The following is a 24,243-nucleotide window of genomic DNA, read 5'->3' as shown; positions in this document are numbered from 1 at the left end:
ATGGAGATTAATTTAGAAGTAAAAAAACAAGAAACTGAAGCAAAAGAAGTAAAAATTGCTAAAAAGAACGAACTAGATTCTTTAGGAAGAGCTTATGCAACAGGAAAAAGAAAAACCTCTATAGCAAGAGCATGGCTTAAAAAAGGTAAAGGTGCCTTTATAGTTAATGGTAAAAAGTTTGGTCAGTATTTTTCAGATGAAGACGCTTTAGCTATAGCCAGTCAGGGATTTAAAGCTACCGATACAGAGCAAAAATATGACATATTATGTACAGTAAAAGGTGGTGGATCAAGTGGTCAAGCCCAAGCAATAAGGCATGCAATTAGTAAGGCTTTAGTTGTATTTAATGAGACAGCTTACAGATCTATATTAAGAAAAGCTGGTTTACTTACTCGTGACTCTCGTGTGGTTGAGCGTAAAAAATATGGCCGTAAAAAAGCAAGAAAATCATTTCAATTCTCAAAAAGATAATCTATTTTTTTGGCAAGTTTGCAAAAACCTTATCCTGAAAATATAGAGGTGCTATATTTAGTAGCTTCATAACAAGGTATATTACTTTTGGAAATATAATATAGGCATTGTTACTTTCTAGGCCTCTAACAATTTTACTAGCAGCTTTATCACAATTCATTAATAATGGCATAGGAAAATTGTTTTTTTCTGTCATTGCTGTTTTTATATAACCGGGAAATATAATATTAACCTTAACATTATATTTTCTCAGCTCTGCCCTTAGAGCATCACCATAATATTTTACACATATTTTAGAGCAGCTATATGCCGGTGCTGATGGTAGGGCATGTAAAGCGGCCATGGATGAAACTAAGGCTATTTGTCCTGATTTTCTATCTTTAAATTTGCTTAATAAAGGGTGAATGCTATTAATGACGCCATAAATATTGATGTTTAGGATGTTATGAAATTGTGCTAGGCTCTCTGATCCTTGACTAGTTCCAGCAGAAACTCCTGCATTTGCAATGATTAGATCTACTGGGTAATTATTATCAAAATCTAATATAATTTTGTGTAATTTATCTTTATCAAAAACATCACAAATTTCACTAATTACTTTTGCCCCATATTTTGTTGCTAATATTGCGACCTCATTCAATCTAGATTTGTTTCTTGCGATTAAGAGTAAATTGGCTTTTTTTTTAGCAAAATTAAGTGCCAATTCTTTGCCCAAACCACTTGATGCACCAGTAATGATAATATTTTTTTTCATTGTTTTAAAAAGATGTTGTAAATTTTCTGTTAAATAGATTATATCTTGTACAAATGAATTATTAAGATGTCAAAATATATAGAAGCAGAGGATCGCTTTCCTGGTACCATGATTATAATTTCTTCTCCATCTGGAGCTGGAAAAACCACAATTACAAGAAAATTATTAGAATTATATGATAATATAGAATTATCAGTTTCTGTGACCACACGAAAAAAAAGAGCTGGTGAAGTAGATGGCAAAGATTATTTTTTTATTGATAAAACATCATATGATAAGTTGGTAAGAGATGATTCAATGCTCGAGGATGCAGAAGTATTTGGTAATTATTATGGCACGCCTAAAAAATTCGTAGTAGATAATATTAGCAAAGGTACCAATGTAATCTTTGATATTGATTGGCAAGGTGCAAGAGAGATAGCTAAACATAAAGAATTTCATGTAGTCTCTATATTTATTTTACCACCATCAATGCAAGCTTTAAGAGAAAGGCTAGAGTCAAGAAGTTTAGATAGTGTAGATATTATTAACGATAGGATGACTAAAGCAAAATCAGAAATAAGCCATTATGACGAGTATAAATATGTGGTATTAAATGATGATATTAACGAAGCGGTTAGTAAAATTAAAAATGTTATAGATTATTATTCACTGCGTAATGTTCGGCCACGAAATTATACAGATTTTATAAAAGAGAACCTAAAATAGCTATTATATTATTACAATTATCTTTTATATAAATAAGTGCTAGATAAAAGCTGTATTTTTGCGATTATTGCTAATTTAGCATTAAAATTTGATCACCTTACAATTACTGAATTTTAGATATTAATTGTAATACAGACTGAAAATTAATATTAATTCATATATAATAGCTATAGAAGTTTTACTTCTAGGTAGCTGGATAAAAAACTAGTAAAGCCTTCTTGTGTGAAGAAGTAAGACATTATAACGAGTATAAATATGTGGTATTAAATGATGATATTGACGAAGCGATTAATAAAATTAACAATATTATAGATTATTATTCACTGCCTAATATTTGGTTGCGAAATTATACAGATTTTATAAAACTAAAATAGCTAATATATTATTACAATTATCTTTTATATAAATAAGTGCTAGATAAAAGTTGTATCTCTGTGATTGTTACTAATTTAGCATTAAAATTTAATCACCTTACAATTACTGAATTTTAGTTATTCAGGTTTTTAATCTTACATGTTTAATCTGCAGATATTAACAGCTATGCAGACTTAGAATTGGGCATTCACCCATATAAATATTACTGTTAGATATAAAGCTTGCGCGCTAGATAAAACACTTGTAGTGGCTATTTGCGTGGCAAATAAGCTCTTTTGCAAGACTATATATATTTCTCTATAGATTACACGCATTTTATTGTTAGCATAGACCTAGGTGGGTATTTTATATTTGTTGCTCTAACTTTTAATAAATAAATTTCACTGTTGTTAGATAATTTTCTTGTTAGATAAGCCTTAATCTATAAATATTTCCTACAACTAGTTTTTCTGCTTTTATATTATTTTATTATTATGAGCAGGCACAAATGTTGTTATAGACAAGAATAGTTAAACATACTTCGTCTATATTATTTGCAAATATTACGGTAATGAGGTGAATTACGAAATTATCGCTATCTATTAAATGATACTTATCTATAAGCTATTATGCTTACTTATCACCATATGCAATAATACAAGATTTTATTCCTGGAGGTATTATAGAAATGCCTAGTTCATAATCTATGACATGAATCTTCGATAAGTTACCTTTTTTCGCAACATTAATCATAGATGGCTGTCCTGAGGGAATAGGTATGATACCAAGAAGAAATCTTTTACATGATTTCACTTCCTCAAATCTATGTACCATAGTAAAGTCAATTTCATTAAAATTACTATTTAAAACCGGAGTAGATTTAATAGTACAAGCTGAAGAAAGAATTAAAGCTGCTAAAATAAGAGTTTTTTTCATGTTATTACCAATTAGATTCCAGGAACAAATGGTATATCTATGATACAGCCAGATAAAGTTAATAAAGAGCTAATAATGAGCAAAAATTTAAATTTCATATTTATACCTTTTTTTTTAAGCATTAACTAAATTCATTCAATATGCAATATTATAATTTAGATTTTTTCTTTCTTTGATTAGCATCTAAGAAAATTTTTCTTAAACGCAAGTAATTAGGTGTAACTTCAACTAACTCATCTTCTTCAATATAAGCCATCATTTGCTCTAAAGTCATTTTCTTAGGCGGCGTAAGCTTTACAGAATCATCTTTACCGGAAGCTCTGAAATTTGTTAATTGCTTAGATTTCTGTACATTAACTTCTAGGTCATTATCTCTACTATGCTCACCAATAATCATACCGGTATAAACATCATCACCTGGATTAACAAACATAATGCCGCGATCTTGCAAATTATTTAAAGCATAGCCTACTACTTCTCCATTATTCATTGAGATTAGAACGCCTAATTTTCTTTGATTTAACTCTCCTTTATATTCAGCATAATCATGAAAAATTCTATTTAATATACCGGAGCCTTTAGTGATAGTTAAAAACTCTCCTTGAAAGCCAATCATGCCTCTAGAAGGAACATGGAAAATTAATCTAACCTTATCTCCACTTGGCTTCATCTCTTTCATGTCAGCTTTTCTTTGATTCAATCTATCAATGACAGAAGAAGAATATTCATCATCAACATCGATAACTACTTCTTCGATAGGCTCTAAGGTTTTCCCAGAGTCATCTTTTTTAAATAATACTTTTGGTCTTGACACAGACATCTCAAAACCTTCTCTACGCATATTTTCAATTAATACACCTAATTGCAGTTCGCCTCTACCACCAATTTCAAACGAGTCTTTACCATCTGCTTCCTTGTAAGTGATAGCTACATTAGTCGCTGCTTCACTCATTAATCTGTCCCTTATCATTCTAGATGTAACTTTAGAGCCATCTTTACCTGCTAATGGCGAGTCATTAACACTAAGCGTAACAGACATTGTAGGTGGGTCAATAGGAGTTGATTTAATAGGATCTGTAACTTTAGGGTCACAAATACTGTCAGAAACATTAGTCTTAGGTAAGCCAGCCACTACTACAATATCTCCTGCTTCAACTATTTCTGCTGGTACTTTTTTGATACCTTCAAATGTAAATAATTTAGTTAAACGAGCACTTTCAACTTGTTCACCAGATAATGATAATGATTTTACTGTTTGATTTACTTTACCAATTCCAGAGTAAACCTTACCAGTTAAAGTGGGTCCTAAGAAACTATCTGGCTGTAATATAGTTGCAAGCATTGCAAAAGGCTTACTTTTATCTACATTAGGTTCTGGCACATATTCTAGCACTAGATCCATCAAAGGAGTAATATCTTTTCGCTCATCATTTAAATCACGCACTGTCCAGCCCGCTCTACCTGATGCGTAAATAGTAGGAAAATCCAATTGTTCGTCATTTGCATCTAATGATACAAACAAATCAAAGACTTCATCTAAAACTTCATCTTCCCTGCGGTCAGGCCTGTCTATTTTATTGATAACTACAATTGGTTTTAGACCTAAAGCTAAAGCTTTGGATAGTACAAATTTAGTTTGGGGCATTGGTCCTTCTGCAGCATCAACTAATAAGACTACGCCATCTACCATAGATAGAACTCGCTCAACCTCACCACCAAAATCAGCATGCCCTGGTGTATCTATAATATTTACTTTGTGATCTTTCCACTTAACCGCCGTGCATTTAGCTAAAATTGTTATGCCTCTTTCTTTTTCTAAATCATTACTATCCATTACTCTTGTTACCACAGCTTCTTTTTCGTGGAAGACACCAGATTGTTGTAAAATGGAATCAATTAAAGTAGTTTTCCCATGATCTACGTGGGCAATAATTGCGATATTTCTTATACTCATTAATTTATCTTAAAATTCACCGCATTATATGCAAGAGGATCTTAATTGTACATATTTTAGTGCTTAGCTAAAAAATCTACTGCAAATTCAAGGCCTGCTAAATTTATTGAGTGGCCTAAATTATCAATTAATTTTAATTCATTTGGATGTTTTCCTTTAGTAAGATTTTCAGCCGTACTTAAAGAATGTTCAGGACTTAATATTTCGTCTTGAAGGCCATGCACCAGGCAAATAGGAGTTTTGTTTTTTATGATTGAGTTTATATCTGATAATGCTCCACCCGAAAAAGCTAAAATTGCTTTAAATTTCTCTGGCTGTTTTAAGCCATAATAAATTGATAAAAGCGATCCTTGTGAGAAGCCAAAAAGAATAATTTGCTGATTACTAAGTTTATATTGTTTTTTGCAATAATTAATAAATTTATTTATAACTGGCACAGAATTTTCTACTCCTTCTTTCAAGTGGTCTTCATTAAAGTTATTAATTGGGAACCAATAATATGAGTCAGGATAGTCAGTTGCATAAGGAGCGTTAGGTGCAACAAAATGACAATTTTTGTAATGTTTTTGAAAATATGGTGCAAGCTGTAGTAAATCCTTGCCATTTGCACCATAGCCATGAATAAAAATAATTAAGGTTTCAATTGTGTCAGGTGCTTTGGTTTCAGTATAGTTTAATTGCTCTATCATAATATTTTTCTTGCTTCAAAAGCAGCATTAATAGTTCCTTCGTCTAAATAGCCAATTTCACTACCAAGAGGTATACCATAGCCTAATTTAGTAATTTTCATAACTTTGTCAGAAAGCATATCCGATAAAAATAAGCTAGTAGTTTGACCATCTAAGCTACTACTCAGTGCAAGAATAATTTCCAAATTTTTATTTAAGCGTTTTGTTAAAGATGAGATATTTAAGTCATCTGGTCCAACTCCTTTCACTGCTGATAATGTCCCGCCTAAAATATGATATTGCCCATTAAACATATTGCCTTTTTCTATTACCCAAAGATCCTCAATATTTTCAACTACACAGATAATATTTTTATCTTTTTTTTCTGAAGTGCAAATATGGCAAGGTGAGGTAGAATCTATGTTATTACAGATTTCACAGCTTTTAATCACCTGATATGTGTCATTTAAAGATTGCACAAATTTAGGAATAGAGTCTTTATTCTTTGCGATCAAATCTAACACAATTCTGGTAGCAGTTTTTTTACCTATGGTAGGCAAAGTAGAAAATAAGCCAATTAAGCTTTCAATTTCATTATTCATTAGCCAAATTAGAATAGCTTACTCAAATCACCCATTCCAGACATTTGCTCTGGCATTAATTCAGACTTTGCATCGGCTAGTTGCTCTGTTGCATTATTAAAGGCTGCTTTAATTAAATCAGTGGCAAGATCAGGATCATCTTTTAATGTTTGCGCATCAATATTTAATGTTTCTATTTTATAGCTACCTTTTAGCTCCACAGTAACCAGTCCACCCCCCGCTTTACCAGTGAATATCCTTTGATCAAATTGTTGTTTTTTTTCTTCAAACTTACTTTTTAGGGCCTGTGCTTGTTGTAAAATATTATTTAAATCCATTTTTACCTATTTTGTTTAAAATCTATTCTTGGGTCAATTAAGACATACATTATATCGCCAATTAGGTTAAAGACAAGACCGATTAAACTATATATGTAGAGAGTAGCAAATATAACGGGATAATCTCTATTTAGCGCCGCTTCAAAACCTAATAAGCCTAAACCATCTAAAGAGAAGATAATTTCAATTAGCAAAGCCCCCGTAAAGAGAATTTTTACTAAATTCTCTGGGATTTGCGAAATAACTAAAATCATAGCATTTTTAAAAATATGCTTATAAAGAATTTTGTTTTCAGTTAAGCCTTTAGCTCTTGCGGTTAATACATATTGTTTGTTTATTTCTTCAATGAAGCTATTTTTTGTGAGCATGGTAAGACTTGCAAAGCCACCAACAACTATTGCAAATATAGGTAAAATTATGTGCATAAAATAATCTGCTACTTTCCCATAAAAAGTTAATTCTGCAAAATTATCAGAGCTAAGCCCGCTAATTGGAAAAATAGGAAATTGTCCACCTTTACCTAAGGTTACAATTAATAAAACAGCAAAAATAAAAGAGGGAATTGCATAACCAATAAAAATTATAAGGCTAGTATAAAAATCAAAATTACTACCATTTTTAACTGCCTTCCTAATGCCAAGTGGAATAGAAATTAAATATATAATCAAAGTTGACCACAAGCCTAAAGATATAGAGATAGGCAATCTTTCAGCAATTAAGCTAGTTACTTCCTTGCCTTTGAAGAAGCTAGTACCAAAATCAAAGCTTATATAATTTACCACCATTTCAAAAAATCTGGTAGTTAAGCTTTGGTCAAAGCCATATCTCTCCTCAATTTCTGCAATTATCTCAGGGTCCAAACCTCTGCTACCCGTATATTTGCTATCTTGATTTAATTGATTATGTTGATTTAGATTGCTAGAGCCTTGTTGTAATATATTTTGGTCAAAATTTTGGCCATGATTAATTTTAGCTATAATTCTTTCTACAGGGCCACCAGGTGCAAACTGAATAATTAGAAAATTAAGGAGCAAAATAGCGAATAAAGTAGGAAAAATTAGTAATATTCTTTTGCTAAGATAAGTGAGCATAATTTAAAGCGAGACCTTTAAAGACATTGTTCTTTTTTTAAATGCGTAAGAATATCTTCTGCTTTAAAATCTAAATATAATTTATGATAAAGAATTCTAGCTTTTCGGTAATTTGCGCAAGATTTTTTAGAGTTGTTTAATTTTTTATAAGTAATAGCAATATTTTTATATTGATTAGCTTGAATTAACTTCAAATTAGAGTTTTTGGCTACTTCTAGAGCATGATTAAAATACAGAAGTGCTTTGGGTAATTGTGCAGCTTTAAGCTCGATAATGCCCAAATTAGAATTAGCTAAAGCGATTAATTCTGGCTTTTGCTCTTTATTACCTAGGGTCATAATTTTATGGAAGGTTTTTTTGGCTTTAGCCAATTGATTCATTTCAAGGTAAGATTTCCCCAAATTATTCAGCAGGAACAGATTGTTGGGATTAATATTTAGAGCTTCATTAAAATATAAGATAGCTTTATCCTGCTCAGTAAAGAAAGTGGCAAGGGCAAGGAAACCAAGATATGTTTCTTTATCATTGCCATATTTAATTAATTTTTTAAATATTAAAATAGTTGTGTTAAATTTTTCTAGCCCTAAATCTTTAATAGCAACATCAATTTCCTTTACAAATTCATGATTTGCAGTTTCTTGTATTTTAAGCAGCTCCCTAAAGATGAATTCTAAATTAACAAGGTCATGCTCACTATATTTTGCATCATTATATAGCTTGATTATATTTTTATTTAATATGTCATCTTCTGACAAACCACGCTTTAAAAAGGGGGTTCTTAGGCTAGCAATATTATCATAAAGTTCTTTATGTGAAGGTAAAACTTCAATTACTTTAATGGCGGGATATAATATGATAGCATGATATTTTATAATTAAGGGCAATAAAGCGCATGTTAGGGCAATTTTTTTGTAATGTTTAGTAATTTTTTTATATGAGTTATTCATATTTAAACATATTTAAGAGTTCATCTATTTCTGCCATTTCTTGATAATTACCGTTGCAATGTAAAATATAATCACAACCAGCTGTTAAGGCTAATTTAATAATTTTAGCTAAACTAAATTGCTTTAAAGCATGCATGTTAATGTCATCTGTCATAATTTTACCTTTAAAGCCAATAATATTTCTTACATATGCCATAGCTTTTTTTGATAATGTGATGGGCATTTCACTATCTAAAGAATTGTAAATAATATGCGCAGTCATAGCTAGAGGATATTTATTTAAAGCCTTAAATACCGCAAAATCATTTTGCGCAAGATTATGTAGATCATCAGTAATAATTGGCAATTCCAAATGTGAATCACAATTTGCTCTGCCATGACCTGGAATATGTTTTATTATTGGGGTTACATTGTGTTTTAGCAAAGTGTCTGCTGCTATTTTGCAACATTCAATTACAACATGCTTATCATTTGAAAAAGCACGATTACCAATTACAGCATGTGTGTTTTTATGAGCTAAATCTGCAACAGGCGCACATATAATATTAATGCCTAGCTCAGTTAAACGGTTAGCCATTATTTTATAAGTTGAAACTATTTTTGCTTTGGCTTTAAGTGGATCTTTAAGATATAAATCACCTAATTCTTCAGCAGCGGTCAAACTTTGTGGATAAATATTACTTAACCTTGTAACTCTTCCCCCTTCTTCATCAATAAGAATATTTAAGTTAGGCTTATATGCTCTAATCTCTTGAATTAGTGATTTTAGTTGAGCTTTATTTGCCACATTTCGCGCAAATAAAATAATACCAAAGATATTGTTAGAGTTCTTTAAAAGATATTTCTCATTATCTGTTAATGATAAAGAGCTTAAACCAAAAATAGTCAATTTACGGTCATAAAACATTCTATAGCTTTCTTCCTTAGATTATCACAAAAACTTTTAGCTAATGTACCATTAGAAAAAGGCCCTACTTTTAAACGATAGATAATACCTTTGTCTTTTATGGCCGCTTTTTCAAGGTAAAAATGATGTTTTTTTGCTTGTTTTTCATAGAGATTCATAATTCTGTATTTTTCTTGCTCTGCTTTTTCTATGGTTGCATAAGCACCAAGTTGCAAGGTATTCTTATTGCTTTGCTGCTTTTTGTTAATTTGCTTCTTTTCAATAATTCGAATAGTATGATTTTCTAAATTTATAACATCGTTAATTAGTGGTTTATTGGTGTTTTTGCTTAAATTAAGTTCATGTGTTTTAATAGGTTTAATTTCTTGCTTACCCTTAGACGCTTCTAATTTCCAATCTTTCTGACTTACAAAATTATATAATTCTTTGTCATTGTTTTTAACATAGTTATGCTCATATTTTGCATCAACCTTAATGGGTGAATTATCGGCGCTAACATATGAGTTTTTTGAATCTTTTGTTCTGTTGTTATAAAAACTATAAGAGATGTGCATTAATTTTAAAAATAACAGCAAGAAGACTAATAATATAATTACAGGGTAATATGTTTTTAGTAGATTCTTCATTTTTACATTTTCTCTAAAGCGTTAATAGAGAATAATTTTAAACCAGTATTTAGGGTGTTTTTTATAGTTTCTAATAAAATTATCCTAGCTCGTGTTGTGCTTTGATTTGCGGTGATAAATTTATGTTCTGGATTGTCTTTACCAAAATTCCAATATGAATGAAATTTGGCTGCTAATTCTTGCAGGTAAAAGGCTAGACGGTGCGGTTCATAGTTAGTGGCTATGGCGCGAATAATTTGTGGAAAAATGTTAATATGTCTGATTAAATCAAGCTCTAGCTTAGAGTTTAGTGCAACAAGATTAGTGAAATCATTAGTCGCTTCACCTTCGTAATTTCTCAAGACAGAGCAAATTCTGGCATGTGCATATTGCACATAGAAAATGGGGTTTTCTTTTGATTGCTCTACCGCTTTGTCTAAATCAAAATCGAGAGTCATGTCATTTTTTCTGGTTAGCATGATAAAACGCAAACTGTCACTACCTACAGCTTTAGCTACTTCACTAGCAGTTAGGAAAGAGCCATCTCTTTTGGACATTTTCATAATTTCGTTATTTTTAATAAATTTAACTAACTGACATAATTTAATGTCAATAGTTGCATGATTGTCAGATAATGCCGTAACCATTGCTTTCATTCTTTTTATATAGCCGCCATGATCTGCACCTAAAATAAGAATCATTTTATTGTAGCCACGCTTAATTTTATTAAAATGATATGCTGTATCTGCAGCAAAATATGTCCAGCTTTTATCGTTTTTTTGTAATGCTCGGTCAATATCATCACCAAATTCTGTTGCTTTAAACAGCAATTGTGTAGTTTCTTCCCAATCTTCTATTTCTTTACCTTTTGGTCTGGGTAAAGAGCCGTAATAGGTTTTGTTTTGCTTGGTTAATAAATCGATTGCTTGGTTTATTTGATTATCTGCATGTAAAGATTTTTCAGAAAAATGCACATCATGTGTTATATGCAAATCTTTAAAGCCAGATTTAATCAATAACAGCATTTCGTGTATCGCTATTTTTTTGAATATTTCAAGTGATTCGCTTTGAGGTATGTTGAGATATTCATTACCCTTAGTTTGAAAAATCTTTTTTGCAATATCAATTAAATATTCGCCAGGATATAAGCCAGCCGGGATTTCTACAGCCTGCTTGGTAGCTATTTCTTCATAGCGCAAATATAATGATTTAGCTAAAGTGTCAATTTGAGAGCCAGCATCATTAATATAGTTTTCTCTTGTGACATCATAATTTGCAAAATTTAATATATTGGCAAGTACATCACCAAAAATTGCTCCTCTACTATGGCCTACATGTAGGGGGCCTGTTGGGTTAGGTGAGCCAAATTCAAGATTTACTTTTTGTGCGTTGCCAAGATTTATCTGACCAAATTGTTTGTTGTGGTGAATTTTTTGCAGCGTATCCTGCCAAAATATGGGCTTCATTCTAAAGTTAATAAAGCCTGGGCCCGCAATATTTATTTCGTCAATATTTGGAATATAATTGTTAAATATGCTTTTTAATTTCTCAGCTAAAATTATAGGTTTTTGTGCAAAAGATTTTGCTAAAATCATAGCTGCATTAGTGCTTAAACAGCCATGCTCTTTGTTTTTTGGCAGCTCTAAAGTTATTTTAGCAATTAGACTTTCGGGCAAATCATTTGGACAATCTGCTTCAATCAAAGAAATTAATTCTTGCTGTAAATCGGCTATAATATCCATTTAACTGCCAAATGATGATAATATGTAAGTAGGTGACACTTTAAATTCTTGGCATAATTTTTCAGTTTGTTTGGCATCAGGTTTTTGTCCAATTTCCAAATCTAATTGTTTCCTATGCATGCCAGAGCTTATAAAAACAGAATCCAGATTAGCCATATTAGCACCTCTAATGTCAGTCTCTAGGCTGTCACCAACACATAAAACTTTCTTTCTACTTATTTCAAATTCATCAATTACTTCGTCATAAACACCTTGAAAAGGCTTACCATAAAATTGCACTTCGCCACCCAATTTGTTATATGCTTTAGCAATAGCGCCTGCGCAGATGTGAGAGCGGCCACTCTTCTTATGCACATATAAGTCTGGATTAATACAATGAAGCATTAAGTCGGCAGCTTTAATCGATTTTAATTGTGGCATTACATCATCCACCGTTTGACCAAGATCTAAACCAGTTGCAATAGCAACATCAGCATCTTCTGCTATTGCTACTTCTTGATGAGGTAAGCCTACTAATAAATCGCGGTCTTTTTCTGGCCCGATATAAAAATATTTTAGTTTTTTTTGCACTTCAAAATAGTAATAAGCATGCTCACCTGAAGTTAAAATAAAATCAAACATATTTTCATTAATACCAAATTTCTCAAGTGCTTTCAGAGCTTTTTCTGAGCGTCTTGGAGCATTTGATAGAAAAGCGATTTTTTTATTTTGTGTGCTAAGATAATCTATCATTTCTACAATACCTGGATATGGATCATCGCCATCATGAATAACGCCAAAAATATCTAGGATAAATAATTCGTAATTTGCGCTAATTTCTTTTAGGGAATTTATAATATTCATTTTAGTCCTCTTGTAATTTATTTTGTTTAACTAATTTTTTTAAGATTATTTCTTTTTTTAGCTTAGAGATATGATCAACAAATACAATACCATTTAGATGATCTATTTCATGCTGCACACAAATAGCAAGTAAGCCATCTGCTTTCAATAATTTTTTTTTGCCATAATAATCTAAATATTCTATGGTTACTTCGTCAGGTCGCACAACATTTGAATATTGTCCTGGAAAAGATAAGCAGCCTTCTTTGTATTTGGTGGTAACATTTGAGCTTGAAACTATTTTAGGATTTACTAAAAATAATGGTTCATGTGTGTCAGTTTCATTTTCAGGATAACGTTCTGAGGCATAGTTAATATCCATTACTAAAATACGCTCTAAAACTCCTACTTGAACGGCGGCTAAACCTATACCATGCGCTGCATACATTGTTTCTAGCATATCATCCATAAATTTCTGGGTTTTGCTATTAACTTTAGTTACTGCTTGTGAAATTTCTTTGAGCCTACTATCTGGCCATGTTATAATTGGTAAAATTGCCATATGTTAATTTTTTATTCTATATCCTGATTTAAGCCAGATGATACAAGTGGTTAGTAAAATTATATTTAATATCAACAAATAAACCATACCTATGGTTAAATTACCATCATGATAACCAATTATACCATATCTAAGGCCATCTATCATATAGAAAAATGGATTAAAATGACTGAAATTATACCAAAATTCAGGTAATGATTTAACTGAGTAAAAAGTGCCAGATAAAAAAGATAAGGGGGTAATAACATAGCTAGTTACCGCCGACATTTGGTCAAAGCTATTGGCAAAAAGACCGCATAATAAACCACTAGCACCAAGAGCAAAGCTAATTAAAATAAAATAGATAATGGTATGGGTCCAGCTATGAATACTTAAAGGGATAAAAAAACTTATAGCAAAATAAGCGATGATTCCAACTAAAATTCCTCTGGTTAAAGCTGCTAAACAAATGGCAGCACTTAAATTTAACGCGGAAAGAGGCGGAATAAGAAAATCTATAATATGTCCTAAAACCTTAGCCATAGTTATGGATGAAGAGGAATTAGCAAAAGAATTTTGCACAATAACCATCGCTATCAAACCTGGGGCCATAAATTCGCCAAATGAAATATCAGGTCCAAAAGATATTTTTTTACCAATAGCAAGCATAAAAATAGCTAAAAAGAGCAAGGCATTTACCACTGGAGAAAGAAGAGTTTGGTTATAAACTTTCAGAAATCTCTTAACTTCTTTATTGTAAACACTAAAAAATCCTATAAAATTCATAATTACCAATTTTTAAAGCGGTATTTTAGCAAGATATGAAATATTCACAAGAACTTATTCAAAGAATTAAAGATAGAGTAAAAGTGAGTGATATTCTCTCGAGGCAGGTGAAGTTAATTCCGGCAGGACATATGCGTTATAAAGCTTTATGTCCTTTTCACAATGAGAAAACACCATCTTTCATCATAAGTGATGATAAGCAAAATTACCATTGTTTTGGTTGCGGCGCACATGGAGATATAATTTCTTTTTTAACTGAAAAGGAAAATTATAATTTTGCAGATGCAATGCAAGAATTAGCACAAATAGCAGGGGTTGCATTACCTAAGGTTCAGTATGATGAAAAAAAACTGATAGCAGATGATCTAGATTATCAAATTATAAATGAATTTCAGCAATTTTTTCAAAGAAACTTTAATGGCTCAATAGCAGAGAATTATATTAAAAACAGGGGTATTATACCAGAAAACATCGCAAAATTTGCTTTAGGTTATGCGCCCAAGAAATATTTAGTTGAAAAGTTTATTAAGGAAAAAGGTTTCCAAATTTCAAAATTATTAGAGCTAGGCCTATATAGAAAAGGGCAAAATGGTAATTATTTTTTATTTAGTGAGCGTTTAACTTTTCCTATTTTCAATCACCGAGCTCAATTAGTAGCATTTGGTGGGCGTATTTTAGGAGAGGGCATGCCTAAATATATTAATTCACCCGAATATAAGTTTTTCAAAAAACGCGAATTACTATATAATTTTTATCAAGCAAAAACATTTATACAAAGATCAAGAGAAGTTATTTTATGTGAAGGCTATATGGATGTTATTGCTATGCAGCAAGCTGGTTTTCAGAATGTTGTGGCGCCGCTTGGAACTGCTTTTAGCGAATATCATTTAGAAGCTCTATGGTATTTTTGTGATGACCCAATTATTTGTCTTGATGGAGATCAGGCTGGTAAAAAAGCAATGCTGCGTATTGCAGATATTGCGGTGCCAAAATTAAAGCCAGGTAAAACCTTGTCATTTGTGATGTTGCCAGATGGTCAAGATCCAGATGATGTGATAAAGTCTAAGGGTATAAAATATATGCAGTCATTGTTAGAGAGTAGAATTTTTTTAGCAGCTATGTTGGTTAAAGAGCATTGCCATACTGGTTTAAATACGCCAGAATCTAGGTCAGCAGCTCATGAGAAGTTAAATAACATTGCTCATAAAATAGAAAATGAAAGTGTTAAAGCGCAGTATTTGCGTTATTTTAAAGATGCATTTTTTAAAGTTTTTAGAGGTAAGTCATATTACATTAAGCCAAAATCTGGTAATAACTTAGCAGTTAACACTTCTAATATAGCCATGGAAGAAGTGGAGTTAGTAGCTTTTATCATCACTAATATCTCCATTTTGACAGTTGAGCAATATGAAGAGCAATTTGCGATGTTTGATTTTGACGATCAGACAGTAGGAGAAATACAAAAGCATATTTTAGCACTCGCACCCAACTTTATAATGGCTGATTTTGCGCAGTGGTTAGGTGAAAATATAGCGCAGAATTTTGTTAATTACTTACTTAATAAAATTAGATTATTATCAACAATTAGCTTGTCAGAATATGAGCGAAACAAACGCTTTGATTACCATGTTAAAAGCATAGTTTTGGGCAGATTGAGAAGGGACTATAAAAATAATATGAGATCTGGTGATGAGGGCAAACAAAAGCTTGCTATTCAGCTTAAATATGATATTGAATTGCTTGAAAAAGAACTTAATCAACATTTAGCTGGCTAGTTAAAATAATGGCAAGAAAAACAAAAGAACAACGCATTGAAGCAGAATTAGGCTTAGATGTCATCGTAAAAAAACTTATCATTAAAGGTAAAAGACAAGGTTTTTTATTATATGATGAAATAAATGAAAGCTTGCCGGTCGACTCGCACGATAAGTTGGAGGCGGTTATGAATACTATTGCTAGCTCTGGCATAAAGTTAATTGAAGACCAAAATGAGATTAATTTAGAGGAATTATCAAAAGGCATATCTTCAAGTGATTCTCTTGGCGAAAATGATGATCCAGTACATATGTACCTTAAATCAATGGGTGGCGTTGAGTTGCTTACGCGCGAAGGGGAAATAGAAATAGCTAAACGCATAGAAGATGGGCGCAAAAAGATGATTTATTCTTTATGCTCAAGTCCATTAGCTATGAGGGAGTTTATTTCACTCTATGATGACATTGTAAATGAGGAAAGACTATTGCGAGATGTCATAGATTTAGACGCGTCATATTCAAGTAGGTTCGAGGGCTTTGAGGAGCTTAAAGAAGAAGATAGCGAAGAAGGAGAAGAAGATTTCTTGGAGGAGGATGATGAAGATGGAGAAGATTATTCAGACATGATAGATAGTGATGGAGGTATCTCTCCTGCGGTGATGGAGAAAGCGTTAATGCCTTGTATGTTGGATTCTTTTGCGGTAATAGCAGATGTTTGTAATAAAATTTTAAATATACAGGAGGAAAAACTTTATAGTGCCTTTGAAGGGCAAGATATAGATAAGTCTGACCAGGATAAAGTCAAAAGCTTAACAGTAAAATTTGATGAAAATCTTGAAGATATGTTTTTTAATCAAAAATTCATAGATAGTATAATCGAAAAAATTTACGGTTTAAATGCTGAGCTGCGTAAAGAGGAGGGCGCAATATTTAAGCTGGTAGATGAATATAAAATAGATAAAAAGAAGTTTCTAAAATTTTACAAAAACAATGAAGTAAATGATAGTTTAGCAAAAATTTTAGCTACTTCAAAAATTAAAAATATTGAAAAAATTACGGCTAATGAAGAGCTTGAAAAAATCTTTTTAGACATTAAAGCAACGGCAAAGACCGTAGGTTTGCCAATATATGAGTTTAGAGCTTTAGTTGCCGATGTGCAAAAGGGTGAGACTCAGGCAAATAGAGCTAAAAAAGAGATGATTGAAGCTAATTTAAGGTTGGTTATTTCTATTGCGAAAAAATATACAAATAGAGGTTTACAGTTCTTAGATTTGATTCAGGAAGGAAATATAGGTTTAATGAAGGCGGTAGATAAGTTTGAATATCGTAGGGGGTACAAATTTTCAACTTATGCAACATGGTGGATTAGACAAGCTATAACTAGATCTATAGCTGATCAATCTAGAACTATTAGAATCCCAGTGCATATGATAGAAACTATTAATAAAATAGTTAGAACTTCTAAGCAAATGTCATTAGATATGAATAGGGAGCCAACGCATGATGAGTTAGCGCGAAAATTATGTATCCCAGTTGAAAAAATTCGTAAAATTATGAAAATCGCCAAGGATCCAGTTAGCTTAGAAAGTCCAGTTGGAGATGATGAAGAAAGTACAATTTGTGATTTTATTGAAGATAAAAATGCAGTATTACCAATAGACGCAGCTATTCACTCCAATTTAAAGGAGATAACAACTAGAGTCTTAGCTACTTTAACTCCACGAGAAGAGCGTGTACTTAGAATGAGGTTTGGTATTGGCATGAACACAGATCACACTTTAGAAGAGGTTGGTAAACAATTCTCGGTAACAAGAGAGCGTATTAGACAAATTGAGGCAAAAGCGTTAAGAAAATTAAGGCATCCAACTCGCGCCAAAAGATTAAAAACTTTTATGAATGAATAATCTAGCCTTATAATGTAATGTTATGGCGCAGTGTTAAGTGCTTGTATTACTATTTAATGTGCTAGGTTAGTCATATTATCCTTTATTCTAGTCAGCTAAAAACTATTTTCACATAACGCGTAACATAAAATGCTAAAAACATTAATCATCTTGCATGATAACCCAGATTGGTTAGAGCCAATTAAACAATCATTAAATAAAGAAAATATTAATTATCAGGATATAGTTTTGGGTGACGGCCTGCTAGATATAGCCAGTAAGCCTGAAGATGCGGTGTATTTTAATCGGGTAAGCCCTTCATCTCATTTGCGTGGCAAGCCAGACTCTATAGAGCATGCAATTAGCTATTTAGGTCATTTAAATGCTCACAATAAGAAGGTGATAAATAATCTTCCTACCCAATATTTAGAGCTTAATAAATTTGCTCAATATTTAGCTCTTGAAAAAGCGGGTATTAAAATACCAAGAACTTTAGCTGCTTTAGGTAAAGAGAGTATTTTAGCTGCTGCTAAAAAAATATCTTTTCCTTTAATTTTAAAGCCAAATAGAGGTGGCAGTGGTGCAGGAGTAGAAATTTTTTATAATATGGCTGAGATTAAGCAATATTTAAAGCAAAATATAGCATATTCTCGTGATGGTATTACTTTAATACAGCAATATATAGCTCCAAAAGGCGGTGTGATTAGAAGAGCCGAATTTATTGGTGGAGAGTTTGTATATGTGGTTAAAATACAGGTAAGTGATGATTTCAATTTGTGCCCAGCAGATTCTTGTAAAGTTTCTACTAGCTTTTGTCCTATTGGGGAAAGTAAAGAGCATAAATTTACTATTGAAAAAGATTTTAAAGTTGAATTATTAGGAAAATATTTGAATTTTATAAAGCAAGAACAATATGATATAGCTGGTATAGAGTTTGTCATTGGTGAAGATGATGTTATTTATACTTATGATGTTAATGCCAATACTAATTATAATAGTGAAGCTGAGGCTATAGCTGGTATTTCGGCTTATGATAAATTAGCAAAATATCTTCTTACGCAGTTATAGTGTCTTGCTTAGATAATTTTTTTATTTAATTGCTAAATCCTTAAATGAAGGAGGTTATTTTACATGGAGACATATAAATGCTGATTTTATTGGCTATTTTATGTTTTTAATGTTACTATATGGAAAAGAACATTAATATTAGATATCGCCCATGGAATATAGTTTTAGAAAAACAGAGAATCCAACAATAGACGCTCATTTACAAGCGCAACAACATGGTTTTTCTGCAGGAAAAATAACACTGAAGCAAGCGCATGAAAAAATTATAAATAAGCGAAAATTTCAGGAAGAATTTGTATATTGTTTATTTCCCATATTAGACACAGAAGTAAAGCAAGAAATTGCAGAAGTTAAGGATCACGCAACTCATGCAGATTTATTGCAAAAATTTAGTCTCTCCATAGAAAATGCGCGCGAATATTTTAAAGAAGGTAGTGATACTTTAAATAATTGGGCTTACACAATGGTAGTTATAAGCTTGGCAATGAATGATAAAAAGCTCAAAAAAATCTTAGGTAAAGATATGTCATTATTGCTTAAGTCATATAGGTTAGCTTTTTTTACCTTTATCGAAGACTTAGATAACATAGTTTTAACTAATTTTTTTCCACAAACAGTTAATATAGCCAAATTAGCTTTTGATGAAATGGAAACTAATATTTTACTTAGTATTTATCAAGAAAAAGAAGCTGAGTATAATGAAGCTAAAGCAGCAGAGGCTGAATAAAAAAAACTCTTCATCTTGCCTAAGATTATTTTACTTTTTTAATATTTAATTTGTCATTTTATATTTCAATTTTTTATTAGTCAAACTCGTCACTAATTCTGAAGTGTCTAGCTGTGGCCTATTTGTATTTTTGCGGGGTAGAGCATCCAGTTTTCCTATCTCAAATTCCTATATATCCTTGCTAATTTCATAAGTTTTTTTAGAAATTTTATGATAATATCTGCGTTATAACTAAAATTAAAACTTAGATGTAAATGCGATAAGGACGAATTACTTTTTATGTCTTCTTAATAATTTTACTTTAGAGCTGTAAGCTTGTTTTTACTTTAGATGTTGGTGCTAATAATGAAAGTAAATAACTAGATATTATTAATAAGTTTTTATTGTAATTCCTTACTATTTTTCTAGATAAATAATTACCTAGCTGAGGGTTATTTGTTAAACTCTGCTATTAATATATCTGAAATGTTAGCACATCAAAGCACATAATTTGATTTGCTCAATTAATTTAGCCAGAGGTGAATAAATTTTTACGCCTTTGCTAAAATTCTGCGTTACATTATATGTAGATGATATATCAAAGTTTTTATTTAATATTATATATTTGGGGCTTCACTATAATATTTTAATGTAAAAATATTAGTAAAGCCTATTAAATTTTTATTGCAAAAGTTAATTTATTTTAAAGCTTTTGCTATAATTTCTTCTTGCTCTACAACATGAACTTTCATATAGCCAGTAGCAGGGCTTGCAGATGCTTTTCGCCCGACATAAATTGGGCGTTTTGCCTTAATTTCAGCTTTTACAATAGAGCCTTCTAATTTGCGATCAATAAATTGCCAAGCTCCCATATTTTCTGGTTCCTCCTGACACCATATAACTTCAGCATCAACATATTTTTGAAGCTGTTTTATTATTTCTTGATCAGGATATGGATATAATTCTTCTACTCTTATTAGTGCCACATTATTAATTTTTGCCTTTTCTCTAGCTTCATATAAATCGTAATAAATTTTACCTGTACATAATACAAGTTTTTTAACATTTTTAGCTGCGGTTAATTTATCAGTTTCAGCAATAACAGTTTTAAATTCTGTATTAATGTCCATTTCTTCGATTTGGGAAGTTGCTAATTTATGTCTAAGTAAAGATTTGGGGCTCATAACAATTAGCGGTTTACGATAATTGCGATGAATTTGCCTACGCAAAATATGGAAAAAATTTGCAGGTGTTGTAACATTAGCAACTTGTATATTATCTTCGGCACATGCTTGCAAATAACGCTCTAATCTAGCTGAACTATGTTCAGGTCCTTGGCCTTCATAACCATGTGGTAATAACATAACTAAGCCTGATAAGCGTAACCATTTAGTTTCACCCGACGCTATAAATTGGTCAAACATAATTTGACAACCATTAGCAAAATCTCCAAATTGCGCTTCCCAAATAGTTAAAGTATGTGGGTTAGATAAAGAATAACCATATTCAAAGCCAAGTACGGCATATTCAGATAAGACAGAATCTGCGGCTAAATAAGTTGCTTGCTTTTCGCTTAAATTGTTAAGCGGAATATATTCTTTTTCTGTTTTAGTATCTCTTAACACGGAATGACGATGCGAGAATGTACCTCTTTTTGCATCTTGTCCAGTTAATCTAACAGGGTAGCCTTCCTCAAGCAAGCTTGCATAAGCAAGTGATTCGCCTAAGGCCCAATCTATGTTTGTACCTTTTGCAAAAATTTTCTTTTTAGCATCATATTGCTTAGCAATTTTTGGATGCATATTAAATTCTTGGGGTTCACTTAGTAAATGATTTAAAGTTTTACTCAGCTTAGTCTTACTTAAACCAGTTTTGGGAGCGTCTTGTATAGATCTTTCTTTGGTAGTAAGCCCAGCCCATTTATCAGAAAAGGCATGCGCTTTAGTTGCGCTAAATTTATCAGAATTAATAAAAGCTTGTTCTAATATTTTACTTCTATCTGTTTTTAATTTTTCATATTCTGCAGCAGTAATAACTTTTTCACTAATTAATTTAGCTGCATATTTTTCATCAATAGATTGCATATTTTTGATGATATTATACATAATAGGCTGAGTATAATTAGGCTCATCACCTTCATTATGTCCATATTTACGATAGCATACTATGTCTAGCACTACATCTTTACCAAATTTTTGACGATAATCAAATGCCAAGATACATGCATATATAACGGCTTCTATATCTTCACCATTAACATGTATTATTGGTGCTTCAATAAATTTAGCTAAGTCGGAAGAATATCTGGTTGAACGCGAATCCTGATTATTAGCGGTAAAGCCAACTTGGTTATTGATGATAAAGTGAATAGTTCCACCAATATCATACGCATCAACATAGGCCATATTTAAGCATTCAGCTACAGTTCCTTGGCCCATAAAAGCTGCGTCTCCATGAATTAAAACAGAAAGGGTGTTTTTTCTAGCCAAATCATTTTCAAGATCTTGTTTTGCTCTCACTTTTCCAGCAACCACAGAATTTACAGCTTCTAAATGAGAAGGGTTGTAGGCAAGAGCTACATGCAATTTATGTTCGCCAAATTCACGATCCATTGAATAGCCCATATGATATTTAACATCACCAGATGCGTTATATTCAGCTGGTATTGACGAAGCGCCTTTAAACTCGGCAATCATCTGATCATAAGGTTTGCCACAAATATTAGTTAGCACATTTAAGCGCCCTCTATGAGCCATACCTAGCTCAAGATCATTTATTTTAGCCTTGCCAGATAAATCAATGATTTTTTCAAGTGCTGGCATAATTGCTTCTCCACCTTCCACAGAAAAGCGTTTAGCACCTGGAAATTTTTTATGTAATAATTGTTCAAAAGATTTGGCACGATGTAGATGATTTAAAGCATTATGTTGATCTGCTTTGGTGACAATATTTAGACCATTATTAGAGTTCTCAACTTTATTTCTTAGCCATAATTTCTCTTCAATATTTGAGATATATTCAAACTCAAAAGCAAGAGTGCTGCTGTAAGTTTTTTGTAATTTAGCAATTATTTTTTCTACAGTTAAACCAGCAAAATCAGGCTCAAATCGAAGATTTAAAGTGGTTTTTAAATCGCTATCACTAATATTGTGAAAGTTCTTAGTTAGAACTTCTTTAGCTTCAGGTTGTTTTAGTTTTAAAGGGTCTAAATTGGCGCTGTAATGACCATAGCGGCGAAAACGGTTAATTAAGCGGGCTACTTTATATTCTAGATCGGCTTCTTTTAAGGCGGGATCTTGTGCAATTTTCTTTGTAGCTTTCTTATCTGTTTCTAATTCAATATTTTTGGCCCCAATTACAGCAAGTTCATCTTTTGACCAGCTAGCACCAGAAAAATCTTCGCTAATATCAGCTAATTCATCCCCAATATTGATAAAATATTCTTGCCACTCTTTATCGACAGAATTTTTATCATTTAGATATTTTTGGTATAATTCCTGGATAAAAGTAACATTGGCACTAAAAATTAAAGTGGAATCTCGTAAATATTGCTCTTTTTCTGTCATTATGTCCTAATTTTATAAAAATTTTAGCAAATATAACATAAGCCTTAAAGTTTGCAAGATGGTTGCTAAAGAATATATAATTTGCTGTATAAATTTTTATCTTAAAAATGATGACATCAATCGCTAAAAATGTTATAATAAAGTTAGAACTAACATTTTATTAACCATTATCACATAACTAAATATATGAAAGTAAGTATAAATAGTCATAACATGTCTGGAATTGGAGAAAGTTTCCCAGAACATATTAAACACACAACGAATGAAGCAGTAGATAAATATTTTAAAAATAGAGTAATATCCGCTAAAGTACGTATTGCTAAAACCCACAAAGACCAATTTTCAAGTTCAATTGTGGTTTTTCAAAGAGGTAGAAAACATTATTTAATTAAAGGAGATGGTAACTCAGATACACCATATGCTGCTTTTAATGTTGCATTATGCAAAATGTCTAAAGGTTTACGCCGCTTAAAAAGAAAAGTAACAAGGCATTAAGAAAAATATGTTACGCTCATATTTAAGAGATATTTAATTAATAAGGGTTAATTGATAACATCCGGTAGAGAAAAAATTGATGATATGAGGAATAAAAAAGGCTCCTATCTTTAGGAGTCTTTTTTATGGTTTAAAATTGACCAAGCAAAGCTAAAGGGAGGCATATATAATTTAAACATAGTAGCGCCACATTTATAAAAACAAGGTTACTTAAACATAAATTTATCAAGTTTTACGCTATTTAACAAAAAGTAATCAAACATTTAGGAAAAGCTTTTTTTTTAATCAGAAAAATATGTTACAGTAATATTTAAGAGATATTTAATTAAGGAGGGTTAATTAATAACATCCGGTAGAGAAAAAAAATTGATGATATAAGGAATAAAAAAGGCTCCTATTTTCAGGAGCCTTTTTTATGGTTTAAAATTGACCAAGCAAAGCTAAAGGGAGGCATATATAATTAAAACATAGTAGCGCCACATTTATAAAAACAAGGTTACTTAAACATAAATTTATCAAGTTTTACGCTATTTAACAAAAAGTAATCAAACATTTAGGAAAAGCTT

22 protein-coding genes are annotated in these 24,243 nt (G+C 31.5%); 7 read left to right on the top strand and 15 right to left on the bottom strand.

Going from position 1 to position 24,243, the window contains the following annotated elements; genetic code table 11:
- Positions 1-471, top strand: a complete 471-nt coding sequence (gene rpsI, locus HOH73_06325) for a 30S ribosomal protein S9 (protein ID MBT5828470.1) — start codon at positions 1-3, stop codon at positions 469-471.
- Position 472: 1 nt separating this feature from the next.
- Here rpsI and HOH73_06320 read toward each other — a convergent pair whose 3' ends face one another.
- Positions 473-1,225 (bottom strand): SDR family NAD(P)-dependent oxidoreductase, encoded by a 753-nt coding sequence (locus HOH73_06320; GenBank protein ID MBT5828469.1) that lies wholly within the window; start codon positions 1,223-1,225, stop codon positions 473-475.
- 66 nt (positions 1,226-1,291) lie between these two features.
- On the opposite strand from HOH73_06320, the gene gmk reads away from it, so the two are divergent.
- Positions 1,292-1,933, top strand: coding sequence for a guanylate kinase (gmk, locus tag HOH73_06315; GenBank protein MBT5828468.1), 642 nt, complete (start codon positions 1,292-1,294; stop codon positions 1,931-1,933).
- Positions 1,934-2,920: 987 nt separating this feature from the next.
- On the opposite strand, the gene HOH73_06310 is transcribed toward gmk, so the two are convergent.
- The 13 genes from HOH73_06310 to HOH73_06250 all read right to left on the bottom strand — a co-directional run bounded on the left by HOH73_06310 (position 2,921) and on the right by HOH73_06250 (position 14,205).
- Positions 2,921-3,121 carry a hypothetical protein gene (locus HOH73_06310; GenBank protein ID MBT5828467.1) on the bottom strand — a complete coding sequence of 67 codons (201 nt, stop codon included), beginning with the start codon at positions 3,119-3,121 and terminating at the stop codon, positions 2,921-2,923.
- Positions 3,122-3,371: 250 nt separating this feature from the next.
- Positions 3,372-5,177, bottom strand: coding sequence for a translational GTPase TypA (typA, locus tag HOH73_06305; GenBank protein ID MBT5828466.1), 1,806 nt, complete (start codon positions 5,175-5,177; stop codon positions 3,372-3,374).
- A gap of 56 nt (positions 5,178-5,233) precedes the next feature.
- Positions 5,234-5,866, bottom strand: coding sequence for an alpha/beta fold hydrolase (locus HOH73_06300; GenBank protein ID MBT5828465.1), 633 nt, complete (start codon positions 5,864-5,866; stop codon positions 5,234-5,236).
- Positions 5,863-6,447: a recombination protein RecR gene (gene recR / locus HOH73_06295; GenBank protein ID MBT5828464.1), complete on the bottom strand. Its 585-nt coding sequence runs from the start codon at positions 6,445-6,447 to the stop codon at positions 5,863-5,865. Before recR ends, HOH73_06300 begins: the two co-directional genes overlap by 4 nt.
- An 8-nt stretch (positions 6,448-6,455) precedes the next feature.
- Positions 6,456-6,764, bottom strand: a complete 309-nt coding sequence (locus tag HOH73_06290; GenBank protein ID MBT5828463.1) for a YbaB/EbfC family nucleoid-associated protein — start codon at positions 6,762-6,764, stop codon at positions 6,456-6,458.
- Between the two features lie 2 nt (positions 6,765-6,766).
- Positions 6,767-7,855, bottom strand: a complete 1,089-nt coding sequence (gene yejB, locus HOH73_06285; protein ID MBT5828462.1) for a microcin C ABC transporter permease YejB — start codon at positions 7,853-7,855, stop codon at positions 6,767-6,769.
- 17 nt (positions 7,856-7,872) lie between these two features.
- Positions 7,873-8,802: a tetratricopeptide repeat protein gene (locus HOH73_06280; GenBank protein ID MBT5828461.1), complete on the bottom strand. Its 930-nt coding sequence runs from the start codon at positions 8,800-8,802 to the stop codon at positions 7,873-7,875.
- Positions 8,795-9,709 carry a beta-N-acetylhexosaminidase gene (gene nagZ, locus HOH73_06275; protein MBT5828460.1) on the bottom strand — a complete coding sequence of 305 codons (915 nt, stop codon included), beginning with the start codon at positions 9,707-9,709 and terminating at the stop codon, positions 8,795-8,797. The genes HOH73_06280 and nagZ overlap by 8 nt, the downstream gene beginning before the upstream one ends.
- A complete protein-coding gene (locus HOH73_06270) occupies positions 9,688-10,335 on the bottom strand; it encodes an SPOR domain-containing protein (protein MBT5828459.1) in 648 nt (215 codons plus the stop codon). Before HOH73_06270 ends, nagZ begins: the two co-directional genes overlap by 22 nt.
- Before the next feature lie 2 nt (positions 10,336-10,337).
- Complete coding sequence (locus tag HOH73_06265; GenBank protein MBT5828458.1) at positions 10,338-12,056, bottom strand: arginine--tRNA ligase; 1,719 nt, start codon at positions 12,054-12,056, stop codon at positions 10,338-10,340.
- Positions 12,057-12,899, bottom strand: a complete 843-nt coding sequence (locus tag HOH73_06260) for a TIGR01459 family HAD-type hydrolase (GenBank protein MBT5828457.1) — start codon at positions 12,897-12,899, stop codon at positions 12,057-12,059. It lies immediately after the preceding gene.
- A gap of 1 nt (position 12,900) precedes the next feature.
- Positions 12,901-13,440 (bottom strand): peptide deformylase, encoded by a 540-nt coding sequence (locus tag HOH73_06255; protein ID MBT5828456.1) that lies wholly within the window; start codon positions 13,438-13,440, stop codon positions 12,901-12,903.
- Positions 13,441-13,443: 3 nt separating this feature from the next.
- A complete protein-coding gene (locus HOH73_06250; protein MBT5828455.1) occupies positions 13,444-14,205 on the bottom strand; it encodes an ABC transporter permease in 762 nt (253 codons plus the stop codon).
- A 35-nt stretch (positions 14,206-14,240) separates the two neighbouring features.
- Here HOH73_06250 and dnaG point away from each other — a divergent pair, with 35 nt between their 5' ends.
- The 4 genes from dnaG (at position 14,241) to HOH73_06230 (ending at position 19,637) form a co-directional block, all read left to right on the top strand.
- Positions 14,241-15,980 carry a DNA primase gene (gene dnaG / locus HOH73_06245; protein ID MBT5828454.1) on the top strand — a complete coding sequence of 580 codons (1,740 nt, stop codon included), beginning with the start codon at positions 14,241-14,243 and terminating at the stop codon, positions 15,978-15,980.
- 8 nt (positions 15,981-15,988) lie between these two features.
- Positions 15,989-17,863: an RNA polymerase sigma factor RpoD gene (rpoD, locus tag HOH73_06240; GenBank protein MBT5828453.1), complete on the top strand. Its 1,875-nt coding sequence runs from the start codon at positions 15,989-15,991 to the stop codon at positions 17,861-17,863.
- 129 nt (positions 17,864-17,992) lie between these two features.
- On the top strand, positions 17,993-18,910 hold the full coding sequence (locus HOH73_06235) for an alpha-L-glutamate ligase (protein MBT5828452.1): 918 nt from the start codon (positions 17,993-17,995) through the stop codon (positions 18,908-18,910).
- 151 nt (positions 18,911-19,061) lie between these two features.
- Entirely contained in the window at positions 19,062-19,637 is a 576-nt protein-coding gene (locus tag HOH73_06230; protein MBT5828451.1) for a hypothetical protein, read from the top strand.
- Between the two features lie 677 nt (positions 19,638-20,314).
- Here the strand turns inward: HOH73_06230 and HOH73_06225 are convergent.
- Positions 20,315-23,182: a 2-oxoglutarate dehydrogenase E1 component gene (locus tag HOH73_06225; GenBank protein MBT5828450.1), complete on the bottom strand. Its 2,868-nt coding sequence runs from the start codon at positions 23,180-23,182 to the stop codon at positions 20,315-20,317.
- Positions 23,183-23,368: 186 nt separating this feature from the next.
- Between HOH73_06225 and HOH73_06220 the strand changes: the two genes are divergently transcribed.
- On the top strand, positions 23,369-23,677 hold the full coding sequence (locus HOH73_06220) for a hypothetical protein (GenBank protein ID MBT5828449.1): 309 nt from the start codon (positions 23,369-23,371) through the stop codon (positions 23,675-23,677).
- The last annotated feature ends 566 nt before the right edge of the window (positions 23,678-24,243 follow it).

The sequence above is a fragment of the Alphaproteobacteria bacterium genome, from assembly GCA_018667735.1.
In the GTDB taxonomy this organism is placed as follows: domain Bacteria; phylum Pseudomonadota; class Alphaproteobacteria; order Rickettsiales; family JABIRX01; genus JABIRX01.
This window is presented reverse-complemented; position numbering and strand designations above follow the sequence as displayed.

Coding starts and splice junctions, on each gene's coding strand:
- nagZ (MBT5828460.1), bottom strand. CDS start 9,709: ATGTTTTATGACCGTAAATTGACTATTTTTGGTTTAAGCTCTTTATCA.
- dnaG (MBT5828454.1), top strand. CDS start 14,241: ATGAAATATTCACAAGAACTTATTCAAAGAATTAAAGATAGAGTAAAA.
- HOH73_06235 (MBT5828452.1), top strand. CDS start 17,993: ATGCTAAAAACATTAATCATCTTGCATGATAACCCAGATTGGTTAGAG.
- recR (MBT5828464.1), bottom strand. CDS start 6,447: ATGAATAATGAAATTGAAAGCTTAATTGGCTTATTTTCTACTTTGCCT.
- HOH73_06255 (MBT5828456.1), bottom strand. CDS start 13,440: ATGGCAATTTTACCAATTATAACATGGCCAGATAGTAGGCTCAAAGAA.
- HOH73_06230 (MBT5828451.1), top strand. CDS start 19,062: ATGGAATATAGTTTTAGAAAAACAGAGAATCCAACAATAGACGCTCAT.
- HOH73_06225 (MBT5828450.1), bottom strand. CDS start 23,182: ATGACAGAAAAAGAGCAATATTTACGAGATTCCACTTTAATTTTTAGT.
- rpoD (MBT5828453.1), top strand. CDS start 15,989: ATGGCAAGAAAAACAAAAGAACAACGCATTGAAGCAGAATTAGGCTTA.
- HOH73_06280 (MBT5828461.1), bottom strand. CDS start 8,802: ATGAATAACTCATATAAAAAAATTACTAAACATTACAAAAAAATTGCC.
- HOH73_06260 (MBT5828457.1), bottom strand. CDS start 12,899: ATGAATATTATAAATTCCCTAAAAGAAATTAGCGCAAATTACGAATTA.
- rpsI (MBT5828470.1), top strand. CDS start 1: ATGGAGATTAATTTAGAAGTAAAAAAACAAGAAACTGAAGCAAAAGAA.
- HOH73_06290 (MBT5828463.1), bottom strand. CDS start 6,764: ATGGATTTAAATAATATTTTACAACAAGCACAGGCCCTAAAAAGTAAG.
- HOH73_06265 (MBT5828458.1), bottom strand. CDS start 12,056: ATGGATATTATAGCCGATTTACAGCAAGAATTAATTTCTTTGATTGAA.
- HOH73_06250 (MBT5828455.1), bottom strand. CDS start 14,205: ATGAATTTTATAGGATTTTTTAGTGTTTACAATAAAGAAGTTAAGAGA.
- yejB (MBT5828462.1), bottom strand. CDS start 7,855: ATGCTCACTTATCTTAGCAAAAGAATATTACTAATTTTTCCTACTTTA.
- HOH73_06270 (MBT5828459.1), bottom strand. CDS start 10,335: ATGAAGAATCTACTAAAAACATATTACCCTGTAATTATATTATTAGTC.
- HOH73_06320 (MBT5828469.1), bottom strand. CDS start 1,225: ATGAAAAAAAATATTATCATTACTGGTGCATCAAGTGGTTTGGGCAAA.
- typA (MBT5828466.1), bottom strand. CDS start 5,177: ATGAGTATAAGAAATATCGCAATTATTGCCCACGTAGATCATGGGAAA.
- HOH73_06310 (MBT5828467.1), bottom strand. CDS start 3,121: ATGGTACATAGATTTGAGGAAGTGAAATCATGTAAAAGATTTCTTCTT.
- HOH73_06300 (MBT5828465.1), bottom strand. CDS start 5,866: ATGATAGAGCAATTAAACTATACTGAAACCAAAGCACCTGACACAATT.
- HOH73_06220 (MBT5828449.1), top strand. CDS start 23,369: ATGAAAGTAAGTATAAATAGTCATAACATGTCTGGAATTGGAGAAAGT.
- gmk (MBT5828468.1), top strand. CDS start 1,292: ATGTCAAAATATATAGAAGCAGAGGATCGCTTTCCTGGTACCATGATT.